This window comes from Streptomyces sp. NPDC020681 (genome assembly GCF_044334895.1).
GTDB lineage: Bacteria > Actinomycetota > Actinomycetes > Streptomycetales > Streptomycetaceae > Streptomyces.
The window spans coordinates 511,985-528,834 of sequence record NZ_JBIRTX010000003.1 but is presented as its reverse complement, the minus strand read 5'-3'; the positions used below and the strand labels follow the sequence as shown (position 1 = coordinate 528,834).

Below are 16,850 nucleotides of genomic sequence, written 5' to 3'. Positions count from 1 at the left end.
CAGAAGGGCCCCGGGAGTTCGCACTCCCGGGGCCCTTCTGTCGTGTCCGTGGTCGCGGCCGATGGCTAGCCGATCGGCAGGCCCTGCAGCGGCAGCTGGTCGGTGGGCAGGCCGCCACCGGTGAGCGAGTCGGTGGGCAGGGCGGCTCCGCCCAGCGAGTCGGTCGCGCCGCCCGTGGCCTCGCCGACGACGTTGCCCGCGCTGCCGGCGGCGTCGCCGGCGGCCTTCTTGGCGACCGGGGTCGCCGTCTTGCCGGCCGCACCGACCGTCTTGCCGGCGGCCGGGACGCCCTGCTCGACGGCGCTGCCGCCGGTGTTGCCCGCCAGCCCGGTGGTCTTCTGGGTGGCACCGTCGAGCGTGCCGCTGAGGGCGCCGGTGTCGAGCGTGCTCAGGCCGCCCACGGGGGCCTGCGGAAGGTCCACAGCGCCGGCGGAGCCGGCCGCACCGACCACGGGGGCTGCGCCCGCCGCGATGAGCAGCGCGGCACGGGCGATCCGACGGGTCAGGGGGAGGGACATGATGCTCCTTGAGACGAGAAGGACGTTTGGGGTGGTGCCTGTCCGGGCCGGCGGTCCGGCCGTCGGACGCAGTGACAACCGCTCGGAGGGAGGGAGAGGTTGCGGTGCCTCAAGGTAAAGAGTTCGTAATGTGTCGCATTATCGGTTACGGATAAAGACGGGCAAACATTCCATTGCGCAAGGAGCTGCTGAACCGTCACTTCCCTTTGATCGCAAGGGATTTGAGGAGATGAAGACGGTGCGTGCAAACGGCTGCTCCGCGCATCCGTGTCATGTGTGCCGCCTTCCCCTTGCGGGGGAGCCGCCGAATTACCGTGCGATGCGAATTCGAACTTCGTCCATACGAGAATCCGGCGAGGAGGCTTTTGAGCGGATGTCCGCCTTGGCGGAGGTCTGCGAGGACGCGGACCGCCAGCCCCTGTCGGACTCCTTCGCGCTCCACACCCGGCCTTGGTAGGAGACCTCCGCGATACGCAGACCCTCCGACCGCGCCACGGCCCAGTGCGCCAGCTCCCAGCCGCGCTGCACCGCCCTGCCGCCGTCCGTTCCGACCGTCGACTGCACCGGCACGGACACCTCGCCCGCGCCGGGCGCTCCGGCCTTGCCGGACGTACGCGCCGCCGGCAGCACATCGGGACCGAACGCGCGCACCAGCTCGGCACGCACCTTCACCGGGTCGCCCGTCCCGCCGTCCTTGCCGGACTCGCAGGTCAGCGCGCCGGTCGCGCGGCCGGTGAGCGCGGCGGCCAGCAGCGTGGCGTCCGGCTCGTGCTTCGCGTACGCCTGCGGGAAACCGCTGCGCTGGACCTTCTGCGCCGCGACGGTGAGCGGCAGCCGCGAGTAGCCGGGCACCTCGGCGAGATGCTCGTAAAACTTCCCGGCCGAGTACACCGGGTCGAGGATCTGCCGCGTCGTGCCCCAGCCCTTGGACGGGCGCTGCTGGAAGAGGCCGAGGGAGTCCCGGTCGCCGTGGTCGAGGTTGCGCAGCCCCGACTCCTGGAGGGCCGTCGCGAGTGCGATGGTGACCGCTCGCTCCGGCATGCCGCGGGTGGTGCCGACCGCGGAGATGGTCGCGGCGTTCGCGGCCTGCTCGGCGCTGAGTTCGTACGTCGGACCGCCCTCGCCCGATGCCGCGCGGACGGTGCAGCGCGGCGCACCGCCGCCGGTCACGTACTGCACCACGACATAGCCGATCAGAGCCAGCAGCACGGCGAACGCGGCCGCGAAACGCAACAGGCGGCCGCGCCGGACGGGGGAGGCGGTCTCGGACACGGAGCCCACCGTACTCGGGGGTGTCCACAAGGGCCGCGCTAAGGTCGGAGCCATGCCCGAAACCGTGCTTGACCTCACTCTTGATGCCCCGGCGCTGACCGCGAGCCTGGTCGACTTCCGCTCCGAAAGCGGCCAGGAGAAGCCTCTCGCGGACGCGATCGAGCAGGCGCTGCGCGCACTCGACCACCTCACGGTCGACCGGCACGGCAACAACATCGTGGCGCGCACGAACCTCGGGCACGGCGAGCGGGTCATCCTCGCCGGTCACATCGACACGGTCCCGATCGCCGACAACGTCCCCTCCCGGCTGGACGAGAACGGCATCCTGTGGGGCTGCGGCACGAGCGACATGAAGTCGGGCGTCGCGGTGCAGCTGCGCATCGCCGCGACCGTGCCCGAGCCCAACCGCGACCTCACCTTCGTCTTCTACGACAACGAGGAGGTCGCCGCACACCTCAACGGTCTCGGTCATGTGGCCGAGGCCCACCCGGAGTGGCTGGAGGGCGACTTCGCCGTCCTTCTGGAGCCTTCCGACGCCGAGGTCGAGGGCGGCTGCCAGGGCACCCTGCGGGTCCTGCTCCGTACGACGGGAGAGCGGGCACACTCCGCACGCAGCTGGATGGGGTCGAACGCCATTCACGCCGCCGCGCCGATCCTGGCCCGCCTCGCCGCGTACGAGCCGAGGCGGCCGGTGATCGACGGGCTGGAGTACCGCGAGGGCATGAACGCCGTACGGATCGAGGGCGGCGTCGCGGGCAACGTCATCCCGGACCAGTGCACCGTGGCGGTCAACTACCGCTATGCGCCCGACCGCAGCGAGGCAGCGGCCCTCGCGCACGTCCACGAGGTCTTCGCGGACTGCGGCGTCGGCGAATTCGTGGTGGAGGACCACACGGGCGGGGCGCTGCCCGGGCTCTCGCATCCGGCGGCAGTCGCGTTCATGGAGGCCGTCGGAGGCTCGGCCCGGCCGAAGTTCGGCTGGACGGACGTCTCACGCTTCAGCGCGCTCGGGGTGCCCGCGGTGAACTACGGACCCGGTGACGCGCTCTTCGCGCACAAGCGGGACGAGCAGGTCGCGGTCGAGAAGATCACGCACTGCGAGGAGCGGCTGCGGGACTGGCTCACTGCCTGACTGCCGCGATTTCTCATTTCGTAACGTTCGTCGACCTACCCTGACTCAAAGCAATGATGTTCGGCGGAGGGAGCAGGTCATGGGCAACCCGGAGGGTTTGCGGGCGCTGGAGGAGCAGCGACTGGGCCCGGTGCTGCGCCGTAGGGAGCAGGTACAGCCCGGAACCACCGACCAGCGGCTGCTGGACACCGAGGGCGACTCCGAGTGGGTGCACACCGATCCCTGGCGGGTCATGCGCATCCAGTCCGAGTTCGTGGAGGGCTTCGGCGCACTGGCCGAACTGCCCAGCGCGATCAGCGTCTTCGGTTCCGCCCGCACGGCGCCCGGGACTCCCGAGTACGACGCGGGCATCCGCATCGGCAAGGCGCTGGTCGACGCGGGCTTCGCGGTGATCACCGGCGGCGGCCCGGGCGCGATGGAGGCGGCGAACCGGGGTGCGCGGGAGGCCAAGGGCATCTCGGTGGGCCTGGGCATCGAGCTCCCCTTCGAGCAGGGCCTCAACCCGCACGTCGACATCGGCGTGAACTTCCGCTACTTCTTCGTCCGCAAGACGATGTTCGTGAAGTACGCCTCGGGCTTCGTGGTCCTGCCGGGCGGCCTGGGCACGCTCGACGAACTCTTTGAGGCCCTGACCCTGGTCCAGACCCGCAAGGTGACGCGTTTCCCGATCGTGCTGTTCGGCACCGAGTACTGGAGCGGCCTGGTGGAGTGGCTGCGGAACACGGTGGTGGCACAGGGCAAGGCGTCGGAGCGTGACCTGCTGCTGTTCCACGTCACGGACGAGGTGGAGGAAGCGGTCTCGCTGGTCACCAAGGAGACGGCCCGGTAGTTCCCGGGGCTCCGGAAACCGGATTCAGGCCAGCCCCCTGCGGGCCACCGCCGGCGCGCGGTGGCCCGCGATCGTCGCCACCATGTCCAGCACCTGCCGGGTCTCGGCCACCTCGTGCACCCGGTACACCCGCGCCCCCAGCCACGCCGACACCGCCGTCGTCGCCAGCGTCCCGATCACCCGCTCCTTCACCGGCCTGTCCAGCGTCTCGCCGACGAAGTCCTTGTTGGACAGCGAGACCAGCACCGGCCAGCCCGTCTCCACCAGCTCGCCGAGCCGACGCGTCGCCTCCAGCGAATGGCGGGTGTTCTTGCCGAAGTCATGACCCGGGTCGATCATGATCCCGTCCCGCCGCACGCCCAGCTCCACCGCCCGCTCGGCCAGCGACAGCGTCACGCGGAGAATGTCCGCCACCACGTCGTCGTACGCGATCCGGTGCGGCCGCGTCCGCGGCTCGGTGCCGCCCGCATGCGTGCACACCAGGCCCGCTCCGTACCGCGCGGCGACCTCCGCCAGCCTCGGATCGACCCCGCCCCACGCGTCGTTCAGCAGATCCGCGCCCGCCTCGCAGACCGCCGCGCCCACGTCGTGCCGCCAGGTGTCGACGCTGATCACGACGTCCGGGTGGCGTCTGCGTACCTCGGCGACAAAACCGACCGTGCGCCGGGCCTCCTCGTCGGCCGTGACCTCCTCGCCGGGGCCCGCCTTGACCCCGCCGATGTCGATGATCGCGGCGCCCTCGGCCACCGCCTGCTCGACGCGGGCGAGCGCCGGCTCGTCGCGGAACGTCGCACCCTGGTCGTAGAAGGAGTCAGGCGTACGGTTCACGATCGCCATGATCACCGGCTCGTGCGCGTCGAATTCACGCTTTCCCAGCCGCAGCATCTGCTGTTTCCTCCTCAGGTCGTCCGCCTGCGACCCTAACTGTCGGACCTCCGTGGCACGATCAGCACCGGAGGAGTTTCCGTCCGGGGAGAGGGTCGCTCGTGTTCATTTTCTTGCTGATCGCCATGGTCGTGGTCGTCGCCGCGGTCACGCTCACCGTGGTCGGCGGCGGCGACAGCGCGGCCCTGCCCGAGGCCGCGCCCGAGCAGCTGGTCGACCCGCTGCCCGCGTCCCGGCCGGTGGGCCGCGCGGACGTGGAGGCGCTCCGGCTGCCGGTTTCCCCGCGCGGCTACCGGATGGCGGACGTGGACGATGTGCTCGGCCGCCTCGGGGCCGAGCTCGCCGAGCGGGACGCCCGGATCGCCGAGCTGGAGTCGGCGCTGGCGGGCGCGCAGGCGACGGCGGGAGGCAGGCGCGATCTGTTCACCAAGCCCGGCGAGGAGCCGGGACAGTGACCGGTGGCGCCGTACCGGGACCCGACGGGAAGCTGCGCTGCCCCTGGGGCCTGTCCACCGAGGACTATGTGACGTACCACGACGAGGAGTGGGGCCGGCCGGTCCACGGCGACGACGCCCTCTTCGAGCGGCTGTGCCTGGAGGCGTTCCAGTCCGGTCTTTCCTGGATCACGATCCTGCGCAGGCGCGAGGGATTCCGCCGCGCCTTCGACGACTTCAAGATCGCCGCGGTCGCGGAGTACACCGACGCCGACAAGGAGCGACTGCTCGCCGACGAGGGCATCATCCGCAACCGCGCGAAGATCGACGCGACGCTCGCCAACGCGAAGGTGCTCGCCGGCTGGTCCGCCGGCGAGCTGGACACGCTGGTCTGGTCATACGCACCGGATCCGGCGAAGCGGCCGGTTCCGCGCACGATCGCCGACGTCCCGGCCGTCACGGACGAGTCCACCGCGCTGGCCAAGGACCTCAAGAAGCGCGGGCTGCGCTTCATCGGACCGACGACGGCGTACGCGCTCATGCAGGCGTGCGGGCTGGTGGACGACCACCTGCGTGACTGCGTCGTCCGAAGCCCCCGTGCCTAACGGCCGAGGTACTTCGGCTTCTCCTTGGCGATGAACGCCTGGACCGCGATCGTGTGGTCCTCGGACGCGCCCGCCCGCGTCTGGAGCTCGTCCTCCTTCTCGAGCGTCTCGCTGAGCGTGTGACCTGCGCCGTAGGCCAGGGACTCCTTGAGCGCCGCGTACGCCAGGGTCGGGCCCTCGGCCAGCGCGCGGGCCACCGCGGCGGCCTCGGCGGCCAGCTCGTCCGCCGGGACCACCTTGTTGGCGATGCCGAGCTCGAAGGCCTCCTGGGCGGAGAAGGAGCGCGGGAAGAGCAGCAGGTCGGCGGCGCGGCTCTGGCCGATCAGCCGGGGCAGCGTCCACGACACCCCGGAGTCCGCGGTCAACGCGACGCCCGCGAACGAGGTCGTGAACTTGGCGGTGTCGGCCACCACCCGGTAGTCGGCGGCGAGCGCGAAGCCGAGGCCCGCGCCGGCGGCGACGCCGTTGACCCCGGCGACGACCGGCTTCGGCATTCCGGTCAGCGCGCGGACGATGGGGTTGTAGTGCTCCCGCACGGTGGTCATGGTGCTGCCGGAGCCGGTCGCGCGGTCGGTCTCCAGCAGCGAGACATGCTCCTTGAGGTCCTGGCCGACGCAGAAGGCTCGCCCGGACGCGGTGAGCAGTACCGCCCGTACGTCGGGGTCGGCGGCGGCTGCCTGCAACGAGTCCCGGAGAGCGACCTTGGCCTCGGTGTTCATCGCGTTCATGGCCTCGGGCCGGTTGATCGTGATCGTCGCGAGTCCGTCGCTCACCTCGTACAGCACGGAGTCGGCCATGTCAGGTCCCCTTTACGGCTCGGGCAGTGGTGTCCGAGGCTCAGCATGGCGGAGATCCACGACGCTGGGCATGTGACCTGCGTCAAACAATCTTCCGGTGCAACGGAGCGGGCGGCGGCGAAGTATCGCAGGCGGATCGCCGAATTGAGTGGTTTTGCGAGAGCGCGTTGCCTAAGCGATGCCGACTGATGTTGGTCATCGGGTCCCGCCATGCGGGATAATGACCTGGAAGCAATGTGTTCGACGCCGGTGACGCGTGCCTATCCAGGGGCCGTGGCGGCTGAGATGAGCTGGTTTCAGGAAGGGGAACGAGCATGGCGGCCATGAAGCCGCGGACGGGCGACGGCCCGCTCGAGGTGACCAAGGAGGGGCGGGGCATCGTCATGCGCGTTCCGCTCGAAGGCGGCGGTCGGCTTGTCGTCGAGCTGACTCCGGACGAAGCTGATGCCCTCGGCGACGCCCTGAAGAAGGTCGTCGGCTGACGAAACTCTTCCACTGCCCCGGCACCGTGATGCGGTGCCGGGGCAGTGTCGTGTCCGGGCACCCGCGTCAGCGAGGCGGGGTCGCAGTTCAGCCGCGGCGCACTGCGCAGAGGAGGCCGTCGCCCACCGGGAGCAGGGACGGGAGCAGTTCCTGGCTCTCGCGGACGGCCCGGAGCAGTTCGCGTACCCGCAGGACCTCCGCCGGCTGGGCCGCCGAATCGACCGTGCGGCCGTCCGCGAACACGCCTTCGAAGCAGACAAGACCGCCAGGTCGCAGCAGGCGCAACGATTCAGCGAGATAGTCCAGCGACTCCATCCGGTCGCCGTCGCAGAACACCAGGTCGTATCCGCCGTCCGCGAGCCGCGGCAGCACATCGAGTGCGCGGCCGGGGATGAAGCGCGCGCGGTTCCCCGCGAATCCCGCACCCCGGAAGGCCTGCCGTGCGAACACCTGCCGGTCCGGCTCCGGGTCCACCGTGGTCAGTACGCCGTCGGGCCGCATCCCCTGCAGCAGGTAGATCCCGGAGACACCCGTCCCCGTCCCGATCTCGGCGACCGCTTTCGCGTCCGCCGTGGCAGCCAGCAGTCGCAGCGCCGCGCCGGTGCCTGGCGACACCGAGGCGAGCCCTGACTCCCGGGACCGGTCACGGGCCCAGCGCAGCGCATCGTCCTCGGCGACAAAGGCGTCGGCGAACGCCCAGCTCGTCTGCCGGTTGGCGGTAATGACCCTCTCCTGTCCCCGTAGTTGGCGCGACGCTGACTGTATCCGCTGCACCCGGGAACCCGCAGATGGGACCGGGCGTTATGCGGGACAGGGGGATCGCATGAATCAGGGCCTTGAGCAGCACCCAAATTCGCGTAAAGATTCTTATCCGGAGCTAACGGGCGAGGTGGCTATGGTAGGGGCTCCGCTGGACACCACCAGAGCCGACAGGGGAGGTGCGGCTGCACCTGTGGATCGGAGAGGAGTGCTGAAGCGCTTTCTCAGGTCGGCGGGTGAGCCGAAATCCGTGACCGAGACCGCTGACCGTTCCGCAACAGTCGACTCCGCAGCTACCGCGACGTTCGCATCGGATGCGGAATCGCAGGCGTGGTCGCCTCCCACGTGGGAGGAGATCGTCAGCACGCACAGCGGCAGGGTCTACCGTCTCGCCTACCGACTGACGGGCAACCAGCACGACGCCGAGGACCTCACCCAGGAAGTCTTCGTCCGTGTCTTCCGCTCGCTGTCGACGTACACGCCGGGCACCTTCGAAGGCTGGCTGCACCGCATCACCACCAATCTCTTCCTGGACATGGTCCGCAGGAAGCAGCGCATCCGCTTCGACGCTCTCGGTGACGACGCGGCCGAGCGGCTGCCCAGCCGTGAGCCCTCCCCGCAGCAGGTCTTCAACGACACCCACTTCGACGCCGACGTCCAGCAGGCGCTGGACACCCTCGCGCCGGAGTTCCGTGCCGCGGTGGTGCTCTGTGACATCGAGGGGCTCTCGTACGAGGAGATCGCCGCGACTCTGGGCGTCAAGCTCGGCACGGTCCGCAGCCGGATCCACCGGGGCCGCTCCCATCTGCGCAAGGCCCTGCAGCACCGTTCCCCGCAGGCGCGCGCCGAGCAGCGCACGCTCGCGGGCGTGGTCGGTTTGGCAGGGGAGGTCGGACCGGCGTGAGTGGCTCCAGCCCGACCCCCGCAGAGCAGCACTTGGGGGACCGCCTCGCCGCGCTTGTCGACGGCGAGCTCACACACGACTCCAGGGACCGGGTGCTGGCGCACCTGGCGACCTGTCCCAAATGCAAGGCCGAGGCCGACGCGCAGCGCCGCCTCAAGGACGTCTTCGCCCAGACCGCGCCGCCGCCGCCCTCCGAAGGGCTGCTCGCGCGGCTCCAAGGGCTGCCCGCGGGACCGGGAGAGGACGACGGCAGGGGCGGACCGTTCGACGGGGGCCGGATCACCGACGCTGTTTTCGGAGCGCTGAATCCGTCCGCGGGACGACGCGGGGACTCCCGCTCGGAGACGTTCGGTTACGTCCCCGAGGGAGCCCACGCCGCGCTGCTGCCCAGCTCCGGCGGCTTCCGCATCCATGAAGTGGGTCGTACGGAAGCGGAGCGCTCACCCTGGCGCGGCCGGAGGTTCGCCTTCGCGGCCGCCAGTGCCGTGTCCTTCGCCGCGATCGCGCTCGGCGGAGCGATGCCCCTGGACGCCTCGCTCCAGGCGGGCCCCCGAGGCCAGGGCACGGGTAACAATGTGACGCCGGTACGTGCCGCCACCGCCCCGTCGACCGGATCGGGCGTCAGGAGCGCGGAGGACCGCCGCCGAGGCGGCAGCCTGAGCAACTCGCAGGACCAGCAGCTCGGCGTCGCGGGCCCCAGCCCGCTGGCCCCCGCGGCCCCGCTGAACCATCCGTTCTCCGCGCTGGCGCTGTTCAACTCCTCCTTCACCCCGCCGCCGTTGATACGTCCCGCGGGCTCGGCCTTCCAGCTCGCCACCGCTCCCGCCCCCAGCCCGTCCGTCACACCGGCCCCCACACACCTCGTTGCCCCGACGCAGTCCGCACTGTCTCTGCCGCCCCGGCGCTGACAGGGCCCCTGCGCGGCGATTCGCAAACCTGGTTGAATCCTCTGAGGGGTGCCCCGCGGGGGTGCCGCAGTAGGCCGGCAGTTGCGGGGAGAGCATGGACGACGGGAAGCCCACCGGACCGAAGGCGAAGTGGTGGAGCCGGCCCAGCGCGGGACGTGCGACTCACGTGGAGCCAGAGGTGCGGCCGTCCGTGCCGGTACCGGCACCTGAGCAGAGCGCCGAGACCCTGGCGAGCCACGAGGCCCTGGCGACCCAGGTGCCCGCACCCGCGGATGCCGAGGTGACCGCCGAGCTGCCCCCGGTGACGGCACCGGCGACGACGGCGGAGCCCGTACCGGGACCGGTGGCCGACCGGCTCAGGACGGGGCCGCTGCACCAGCCCGACGAGTACAGCACTCCGCCGTACGGCGGGCCCGGGCCGTGGGCGCCCGCGCCGCCCGTGCAGCGACCGGTGCCGACTCCCGCGCAAGGTACGCCCGTACCGCCGCAGTACACCGCGGCGAACGGCACCCCGACACCGGCCGACGCCGGAGCCTTTGCACCTCCGACGCCCGCCGACGCCGGAGCCTTTGCACCTCCGACACCGGCCGACGCCGGAGCGTTCGCGCCCTCGCCACCGGCCCAGCACCCCATGTCCGGCCACCCGCACCCTCAGCCCTCCCTCTGGCTGCAGTACGACCCTTGGGCCGCACCCGGAGCCCAGCCGCTGACCCATCCCGGCGAGCCGGCCAGGAAGTCCCGCCGCCGTGGCTCGCTGCTGCTCGGCGCGGTCCTGCTGGCGCTCGTCGCCGGCGGCATAGGCGGCGGCATCGGCTCGTACATCGAGCGCAACGGCGGCATCACCCAGGTCGAGCTGGATCAGGCGCCCAAGGACAACGGCAACCGCGCGCCCGACAGCGTCGCCGGCATCGCCGCCAGTGCCCTGCCGAGCGTGGTCACGCTGCATGTCAGCGGCGGCGGCGAACAGGGCACGGGCACCGGCTTCGTCCTCGACGAGCAGGGCCACATCCTCACCAACAACCATGTCGTCGACCCGGCGGGCTCGTCCGGCGAGATCTCGGTCACCTTCAGCGGCGGCGAGACCGCCAAGGGCACCCTCGTCGGCAAGGACAGCGGCTACGACCTCGCCGTGGTCAAGGTCTCCGGAGTCTCCGGCCTCACGCCGCTGCCGCTCGGGAACTCCGACAACGTCCAGGTCGGCGACCCGGTCGTGGCGATCGGCGCGCCCTTCGACCTCCAGAACACCGTGACCTCCGGCATCATCAGCGCCAAGGAGCGGCCCATCACCGCCGGCGGTGAGAAGGGCGACGGGAGCGATGTCAGCTATGTCGACGCCCTCCAGACCGACGCCCCGATAAACCCCGGCAATTCGGGCGGGCCGCTGGTGGACACCAAGGCCCGTGTCATCGGCATCAACAGCGCGATCCGCGCCGCCGACACCGGAGCCGGCCCCGAGGGCGGCCAGGCCGGATCCATCGGCCTGGGCTTCGCGATCCCGATCAACCAGGGCAAGCGCGTCGCCGAGGAGCTGATCAACACCGGCAAGGCCACGCATCCGGTGATCGGCGTGAGCCTGGACATGAAGTACACGGGCGACGGAGCCCGCGTCGGCGAGAAGGGCAAGGACGGCGCCGCGCCGGTCACCCCGAACGGCCCCGGCGCGAAGGCGGGCATCAAGCCCGGCGACGTCATCACCAAGGTCGACGGCCAGCGCGTGCACAGCGGCGAGGAGCTGATCGTCAAGATCCGCGCGCACCGTCCGGGCGACCGGCTGGAGCTGACCCTGGTCCGCGGCGGAAAGGAACGGACGATGACGCTCACCCTCGGCTCCGCGTCCGGCACATGACCCCCGGAAGAACGCCCAGGGCCGAGACCGTGGCACCGGAGCCGGGACGGTACCGCCTCGGCAGTCCCGCCGGGTACCGTGGATCGGGCCCGGACCCCATACGACCTGCGGGCCACAGAGAACACGAGGAGCAGCAGGGTGTTCAATGACCTAGGCGCACTTGAGCTGGTGACCATAGTGGTGCTCGCCGTGCTCGTCTTCGGCCCCGACAAGCTGCCGAAGGTCATTCAGGACGTCACCCGCTTCATCCGCAAGATCCGCGAGTTCTCGGACAGCGCGAAGGAAGACATTCGCAGCGAACTGGGCCCGGAATTCAAGGACTTCGAGTTCGAGGACCTCAATCCCAAGACGTTCATCCGCAAGCAGCTGAACGAGAACGAGGACTTGAAGGAGCTCAAGGAGCTCCGCAGCAGCTTCGACCTCAAGAAGGAGATGAACGAGGTCGCGGACGCGGTGAACAACAAGGATTCCGGCGATTCCGTACCCGCCGCCGTCAACGGGTCGCCCGGCACTCCCGACCTGCTCAAGAAGAGCGAAAAGCCCGTTCAGGACGAGCGCCCGCCCTTCGACGCAGACGCCACCTGAGTCTGTCAATCCCTACGAGCCGGGACAGGGTGGCTATTCTCTCCATCTGTCAGGACGCGAGGACGCCCGAGGGGGGCGGGTCCGCTCCGGACCCTGAACACAGAGGAGGCGGCCGGATGGAGACGACAAGTCGACTGGCGGCGCAAGGCGCGGTCAGCGATGCCCCTGCCCCCGACGGGCAGTGCCCGCCCGCGGCGGCATCGACGGGGACGGCGGCTCAGAACGCGGCCGACGGATATCTGCGAGCCACGTTCCCTTGGTACGGACTGGACGAGGCCTTCACCGGACCGCGCTGGCTGATGCAGGTCGGCACGGCAGCGGACGGCACGGTGCAGCACGGCTCGATGGGCCACGGCGACGAGCCGTCGATACGGTCGGAAGCCGCGAGCGCGGAGAAGGAGCGGTTCGCGGTGGTCATCACCGTCGCCTCCAGCCCCGTGCGGCGCAGTGGCGACGGCACGGGCGTACTGGACGCCACGACGGTCTCCTCGGCGGCCTGGCTGGCCGGCTCGGGACTGCTGGCCCACACCTGGCCCGCACAGCTGGACCACTCGCTGCGTGACGACTGGCTGGACCAGCAGACGGAGACCGCGTTCGACCTCGCGGATGACCTGGCCGGACCCGCCTGGTCGATGCTGTCGCTGCCGGTCGACGGAGTGCCGACGTCCTTCCACTACCGCGAGTCGGAATTCGGCTGGGTACTGGCGGGGTCGACGCGCGGCGGGGTGCATGTGGGGGCGTACGGGCGCGGCATGAGCGCGTACGGGCTCGGCTTCTCGGTGGTCAAGGACCTCGGGCCGTACGTCTAGTACAGCGAGTACATCCAGTACGTCCAGGACCCTGAGCGCCGGACGGGCTCGACAAGCCCGTCCGGCGACTGAGGACTTCCAGACCGTGTCTTCTTAGAACTTGTTCCGCGGCGTGATGCCGAGCGACATACCCGACAGGCCGCGCTGGCGGCCGCCGAGCTTGCCGGCGATCGCGCGCAGCGCCGAGCCAGCAGGGGAGTCCGGGTCCGTCAGGACGACCGGCTTGCCCTCGTCGCCGCCTTCGCGGAGCCGTACGTCGATCGGGATCTGGCCGAGGACCGGCACATTCGCGCCGGTCGTCTTGGTCAGGCCCTCCGCGACCCGCTGGCCGCCGCCGCTGCCGAATACGTCGACCATCTCGTCGCAGTGCGGGCACGGCAGGCCCGACATGTTCTCGACGACGCCCACGATCTTCTGGTGGGTCTGCACGGCGATCGAGCCGGCGCGTTCGGCGACCTCCGCCGCCGCCTGCTGCGGCGTGGTCACCACCAGGATCTCGGCGTTCGGCACCAGTTGGGCGACCGAGATGGCGATGTCGCCGGTGCCCGGCGGAAGGTCCAGCAGGAGGACGTCCAGGTCGCCCCAGTACACGTCCGCGAGGAACTGCTGCAGCGCACGGTGCAGCATCGGGCCGCGCCACACCACAGGCGTGTTGCCCGGCGTGAACATTCCGATCGAGATGACCTTCACGCCGTGCGCCGACGGCGGCATGATCATGTTCTCGACCTGGGTCGGACGGCCGTCCGCGCCCAGCATCCTGGGCACCGAGTGCCCGTAGATGTCCGCGTCGACGACGCCGACCTTCAGTCCGTCGGCCGCCATCGCCGCCGCGAGGTTCACCGTGACGGAAGACTTGCCCACGCCGCCCTTGCCGGAGGCCACGGCGTACACCCTGGTCAGCGAGCCGGGCTGGGCGAAGGGGACCTCGCGCTCGGCCGTGGCGCCGCGCAGGGACGCGGTGAGTTCGCGCCGCTGCTCGTCGCTCATCACGTCCAGCGTGACGTCGACGCCCGTGACGCCCTCGACAAGCGAGACGGCGTCCGTGACGCGCTGGGTGATGGTCTCGCGCATCGGGCAGCCGGAGACGGTGAGATAGACCGTGACGGCCACTGTGCCGTCGGACCCGATCTCGACCGACTTCACCATGCCGAGGTCGGTGATGGGTTTGTTGATCTCGGGGTCGTTCACCGTCGCCAGTGCTTCAAGCACCGCGTCTTCCGTAGCCATAAGGACGATGGTACGGCGCTGCCTCCCGCGACCGGAAAGCCCTGTCAGCGGTCGCCTTTGTCACGTCCGTCCCGCCGCTCGTGCGGGAATACGCGCCGCTCGTCCAGTTCCTTGATCAGATCCTCGAACTCGGAGCGGATCCAGTCCCGCGTCGCCACCTCGCCGAGGCCGATGCGCAGCGATGCGATCTCCCGGGTCAGATACTCCGTGTCCGCGATCGACCGCTCGTTCTGCTTGCGGTCCTGTTCACGGGTGACCCGGTCCCGGTCGTCCTGGCGGTTCTGGGCCAGCAGGATCAGCGGAGCCGCGTACGAGGCTTGCAGCGAGAGCGCCAGCGTCAGAAAGATGAAGGGGTACTCGTCGAAACGCAGATCGTCGGGAGCCGTGGTGTTCCAGACGACCCACAAGGCGACGGTCAGCGTCATCCAGACGAGGAACCGCCCGGTCCCCAGGAAGCGCGCGATGCGCTCCGAGAACCGGCCGAAGGCTTCGGGGTCGTACTCCGGCAGCAGTGTCCGGCGCGGTGTGCGCGGCACATCGAGCCGGCTGCGGTGGCGCGGCAGGGCACTCGAGCCCGTCGGGACGCGCTCCCTGGGCTCCCCGCGCTCGGTCAGCCCGTGCTCGCTACCCATGGGCGGACTCCTCGAACTCCGTCTCCCGCCAGTCCTCCGGCAGCAGATGGTCGAGTACGTCGTCCACGGTCACCGCGCCCAGCAGCGAGCCGCTCTCGTCGACGACCGGCGCGGCGACCATGTTGTACGTCGCGAGATAGCTGGTCACCTCCGGCAGCGGGGTGTCCGGCGCGAGCGGCGGGAGATCGCTCTCCACGACGGAACCGACCAGAGTGAACGGCGGATCCCGCAGCAGCCGCTGGAAGTGCACCGTGCCCAGGTACCGGCCCGTCGGCGTCTCGTCCGGCGGCCGGCACACGTACACCTGCGCGGCGAGCGCGGGGGAGAGGTCCTGCTGGCGTACCCGCGCCAGCGCGTCCGCGACGGTGGCGTCCGGCCGCAGCACGATCGGCTCGGTGGTCATCAGACCGCCCGCCGTCCGCTCCTCGTACGACATCAGCCGCCGCACATCCGCCGCGTCGTCCGGGCGCATCAGCATCAGCAGCCGCTCCTTGTCCGCCTCGGGCAGCTCGGAGAGCAGATCGGCCGCGTCGTCCGGGTCCATCGCCTCCAGCACGTCCGCCGCGCGCTCCTCCTTGAGCTTGCCGAGGATCTCCACCTGGTCGTCGTCCGGCAGCTCCTCCAGCACATCGGCCAGCCGGTCGTCGTCGAGGGCGGCCGCGACCTCGGCCCGCCGCTTCGGAGACAGATGGTGCAGCACATTGGCGACATCGGCCGGGCGCAGCCGCTCGAAGGTGGCGACCAGGTTCTCCGCGCCCTGCCCGTGCTCCTCCAGCGAGAAGCCGGTCACCGCGGACCATTCGACGGTCAGCGTCGCGCCTCTGCGGCGAAGGGCCCCGCCCTTGCCCTTGCGCACGAAGACCTTGCCGATCTCCCATTCGCGGCGGGCCGGCAGCTGCTGGATCGAGACGTCCAGAACGGTGGCCTCCTCGCCGCTGTCCACCAGGCGTACGCGCCGGTCGAGCAGCTCGCCGAGCACCAGCCGCTCGGTGGGCCGCTGCTCGAAGCGCCGCATGTTCAGCACTCCCGTGGTGATGACCTGGCCCGACTCGAGGCCGGTGACCCGGGTCATCGGAAGGAAGATCCGGCGGCGGCTGAGCACCTCGACGACCATGCCGAGCAGCCGGGGCGGACGGCGGCCGACGCGCAGCATCGCGACCAGGTCGCGGACGCGTCCGACCTGGTCCCCGTGGGGGTCGAAGACGGGTACTCCGGCGAGATGGGAGACAAAGACACGGGAGGCGCCTGCAGCCATGCTCGCGCCTCCTCTTTTGCCGGGAATCGCCGCTGTTCGACGGCTTCAGGCTAGCCCGTACCGATCCGTGTCGCCCCTGTCCGACGTCCGTACGGCTCTCTGCGGAGCGCCGTCCTCCGCCCGGGTACGCTGCGGTCTGCCACCCATGACAAGCAGATGAGAGGCAGAGTGCTGGTGACTCCCCTCCCCCCGGTTTTCCGGCTCCGCAGGGCCGCGCTCTGTGTGGCTCTGTGCGCCGGGCTGACCCTCTCGCTCACGGCCTGCGGCGAGGATCCGGACGCGGGGACCAACGGCGTCGGCAAGCTGTCCGCCGACGAGATCGAGACGAAGGCGCGCGCGGCGGCGGACTCGGCGGCGGCGGTACGCCTCTCCGGCACGCTGGTCAGCAAGGGCGGCACGTACAAGCTGAACATGCGCCTCAAGCACGACGGCGGCACCGGCTCCGTCACCTCGAAGGACAACACCTTCGAACTGCTGCGGGTGGGCGACGCCCTCTATCTCAAGGCCGACGCGGGCTTCTGGACTCATGCGGACGGCGAGGACTCCGGCAAGCCTCCCAGCAAGACCGACGCGGAAGCGGCCGGCAAGCTCGACGACAAGTACGTGAAGGTGCCCAAGGGAGACCCGGCGTACAAGCAGTTCCGCGGCTTCACGGACATGGACGTGCTGCTGGAGGGGCTGCTCGGGTTGCAGGGCACGCTGAGCAAGGGCGACCGCACCAAGGTCGGCGGCATACGCGCGATCAAGGTGAAGGCCGGCGAGAGCGGGGAGGGCGGCATGCTCGACGTCTCGCTGGAGGGCGAGCCCTACCCCTTGCAGTTCGCGCGGGCGGGCGGCGCCGGGGTGCTGACGCTCGGCGACTGGGACGAGGAGTTCGCACTGGAGGCGCCGTCGAAGGAGGAGACGGTCGACTACGGCGGCCAGCTCCCCAAGACCAGCGACTGAGCCCGGCCCTCTAGGGCCTGACCCA

General features: G+C 70.5%; 19 protein-coding genes. 11 read left to right on the top strand and 8 right to left on the bottom strand.

What is annotated here, in order from left to right; translation table 11 throughout:
* Positions 1 to 65: 65 nt before the first annotated feature.
* Together ACH4YL_RS09530 and ACH4YL_RS09525 are read right to left on the bottom strand one after the other, a co-directional pair.
* Positions 66 to 518 carry an ATP-binding protein gene (locus ACH4YL_RS09530; RefSeq protein ID WP_398506381.1) on the bottom strand — a complete coding sequence of 151 codons (453 nt, stop codon included), beginning with the start codon at positions 516 to 518 and terminating at the stop codon, positions 66 to 68.
* 309 nt (positions 519 to 827) lie between these two features.
* Positions 828 to 1,790 carry a hypothetical protein gene (locus ACH4YL_RS09525; RefSeq protein WP_398506379.1) on the bottom strand — a complete coding sequence of 321 codons (963 nt, stop codon included), beginning with the start codon at positions 1,788 to 1,790 and terminating at the stop codon, positions 828 to 830.
* Between the two features lie 52 nt (positions 1,791 to 1,842).
* Here ACH4YL_RS09525 and dapE point away from each other — a divergent pair, with 52 nt between their 5' ends.
* Complete coding sequence (dapE, locus tag ACH4YL_RS09520) at positions 1,843 to 2,922, top strand: succinyl-diaminopimelate desuccinylase (protein ID WP_398506377.1); 1,080 nt, start codon at positions 1,843 to 1,845, stop codon at positions 2,920 to 2,922.
* A gap of 79 nt (positions 2,923 to 3,001) precedes the next feature.
* A complete protein-coding gene (locus tag ACH4YL_RS09515; protein WP_398506375.1) occupies positions 3,002 to 3,751 on the top strand; it encodes a TIGR00730 family Rossman fold protein in 750 nt (249 codons plus the stop codon).
* 24 nt (positions 3,752 to 3,775) lie between these two features.
* Here the strand turns inward: ACH4YL_RS09515 and folP are convergent, their stop codons facing one another.
* Entirely contained in the window at positions 3,776 to 4,636 is an 861-nt protein-coding gene (gene folP, locus ACH4YL_RS09510) for a dihydropteroate synthase (RefSeq protein WP_398506373.1), read from the bottom strand.
* Between the two features lie 101 nt (positions 4,637 to 4,737).
* On the opposite strand from folP, the gene ACH4YL_RS09505 reads away from it, so the two are divergent.
* Both ACH4YL_RS09505 and ACH4YL_RS09500 read left to right on the top strand, forming a co-directional pair.
* Positions 4,738 to 5,091, top strand: a complete 354-nt coding sequence (locus ACH4YL_RS09505) for a DivIVA domain-containing protein (protein ID WP_398506372.1) — start codon at positions 4,738 to 4,740, stop codon at positions 5,089 to 5,091.
* The gene (locus ACH4YL_RS09500; RefSeq protein ID WP_398506370.1) at positions 5,088 to 5,675 is read left to right on the top strand and encodes a DNA-3-methyladenine glycosylase I; all 588 of its coding nucleotides are present in this window, start codon (positions 5,088 to 5,090) and stop codon (positions 5,673 to 5,675) included. Before ACH4YL_RS09505 ends, ACH4YL_RS09500 begins: the two co-directional genes overlap by 4 nt.
* Here the strand turns inward: ACH4YL_RS09500 and ACH4YL_RS09495 are convergent.
* On the bottom strand, positions 5,672 to 6,472 hold the full coding sequence (locus tag ACH4YL_RS09495) for an enoyl-CoA hydratase/isomerase family protein (protein WP_398506368.1): 801 nt from the start codon (positions 6,470 to 6,472) through the stop codon (positions 5,672 to 5,674). The two genes, ACH4YL_RS09500 and ACH4YL_RS09495, sit on opposite strands and share 4 nt — an antisense overlap.
* Positions 6,473 to 6,786: 314 nt before the next feature.
* On the opposite strand from ACH4YL_RS09495, the gene ACH4YL_RS09490 reads away from it, so the two are divergent.
* The gene (locus tag ACH4YL_RS09490; RefSeq protein WP_003966491.1) at positions 6,787 to 6,954 is read left to right on the top strand and encodes a DUF3117 domain-containing protein; all 168 of its coding nucleotides are present in this window, start codon (positions 6,787 to 6,789) and stop codon (positions 6,952 to 6,954) included.
* A gap of 88 nt (positions 6,955 to 7,042) precedes the next feature.
* Here the strand turns inward: ACH4YL_RS09490 and ACH4YL_RS09485 are convergent, their stop codons facing one another.
* Positions 7,043 to 7,720, bottom strand: a complete 678-nt coding sequence (locus tag ACH4YL_RS09485; protein WP_398506647.1) for an O-methyltransferase — start codon at positions 7,718 to 7,720, stop codon at positions 7,043 to 7,045.
* Positions 7,721 to 7,850: 130 nt separating this feature from the next.
* Here ACH4YL_RS09485 and sigE point away from each other — a divergent pair, with 130 nt between their 5' ends.
* From sigE to ACH4YL_RS09460, 5 genes are all read left to right on the top strand, one after another.
* Positions 7,851 to 8,618, top strand: coding sequence for an RNA polymerase sigma factor SigE (gene sigE / locus ACH4YL_RS09480; protein ID WP_398506646.1), 768 nt, complete (start codon positions 7,851 to 7,853; stop codon positions 8,616 to 8,618).
* A complete protein-coding gene (locus ACH4YL_RS09475) occupies positions 8,615 to 9,526 on the top strand; it encodes an anti-sigma factor family protein (protein ID WP_398506367.1) in 912 nt (303 codons plus the stop codon). Before sigE ends, ACH4YL_RS09475 begins: the two co-directional genes overlap by 4 nt.
* Before the next feature lie 94 nt (positions 9,527 to 9,620).
* Positions 9,621 to 11,372: a trypsin-like peptidase domain-containing protein gene (locus tag ACH4YL_RS09470; RefSeq protein ID WP_398506365.1), complete on the top strand. Its 1,752-nt coding sequence runs from the start codon at positions 9,621 to 9,623 to the stop codon at positions 11,370 to 11,372.
* 138 nt (positions 11,373 to 11,510) lie between these two features.
* Positions 11,511 to 11,957 carry a sec-independent translocase gene (locus ACH4YL_RS09465; protein ID WP_398506364.1) on the top strand — a complete coding sequence of 149 codons (447 nt, stop codon included), beginning with the start codon at positions 11,511 to 11,513 and terminating at the stop codon, positions 11,955 to 11,957.
* A gap of 116 nt (positions 11,958 to 12,073) precedes the next feature.
* Positions 12,074 to 12,766, top strand: a complete 693-nt coding sequence (locus tag ACH4YL_RS09460; RefSeq protein WP_398506362.1) for a hypothetical protein — start codon at positions 12,074 to 12,076, stop codon at positions 12,764 to 12,766.
* A 93-nt stretch (positions 12,767 to 12,859) separates the two neighbouring features.
* Here ACH4YL_RS09460 and ACH4YL_RS09455 read toward each other — a convergent pair whose 3' ends face one another.
* From ACH4YL_RS09455 to ACH4YL_RS09445, 3 genes are read right to left on the bottom strand one after another with little or no spacing between them, the layout of a single operon-like run.
* The gene (locus ACH4YL_RS09455; RefSeq protein WP_398506360.1) at positions 12,860 to 13,993 is read right to left on the bottom strand and encodes an Mrp/NBP35 family ATP-binding protein; all 1,134 of its coding nucleotides are present in this window, start codon (positions 13,991 to 13,993) and stop codon (positions 12,860 to 12,862) included.
* Positions 13,994 to 14,037: 44 nt separating this feature from the next.
* Positions 14,038 to 14,625 (bottom strand): DUF1003 domain-containing protein, encoded by a 588-nt coding sequence (locus ACH4YL_RS09450; RefSeq protein ID WP_398506359.1) that lies wholly within the window; start codon positions 14,623 to 14,625, stop codon positions 14,038 to 14,040.
* Complete coding sequence (locus tag ACH4YL_RS09445; protein ID WP_398506357.1) at positions 14,618 to 15,880, bottom strand: magnesium transporter MgtE N-terminal domain-containing protein; 1,263 nt, start codon at positions 15,878 to 15,880, stop codon at positions 14,618 to 14,620. The genes ACH4YL_RS09450 and ACH4YL_RS09445 overlap by 8 nt, the downstream gene beginning before the upstream one ends.
* A gap of 174 nt (positions 15,881 to 16,054) precedes the next feature.
* On the opposite strand from ACH4YL_RS09445, the gene ACH4YL_RS09440 reads away from it, so the two are divergent.
* Complete coding sequence (locus tag ACH4YL_RS09440) at positions 16,055 to 16,825, top strand: hypothetical protein (protein WP_398506355.1); 771 nt, start codon at positions 16,055 to 16,057, stop codon at positions 16,823 to 16,825.
* The last annotated feature ends 25 nt before the right edge of the window (positions 16,826 to 16,850 follow it).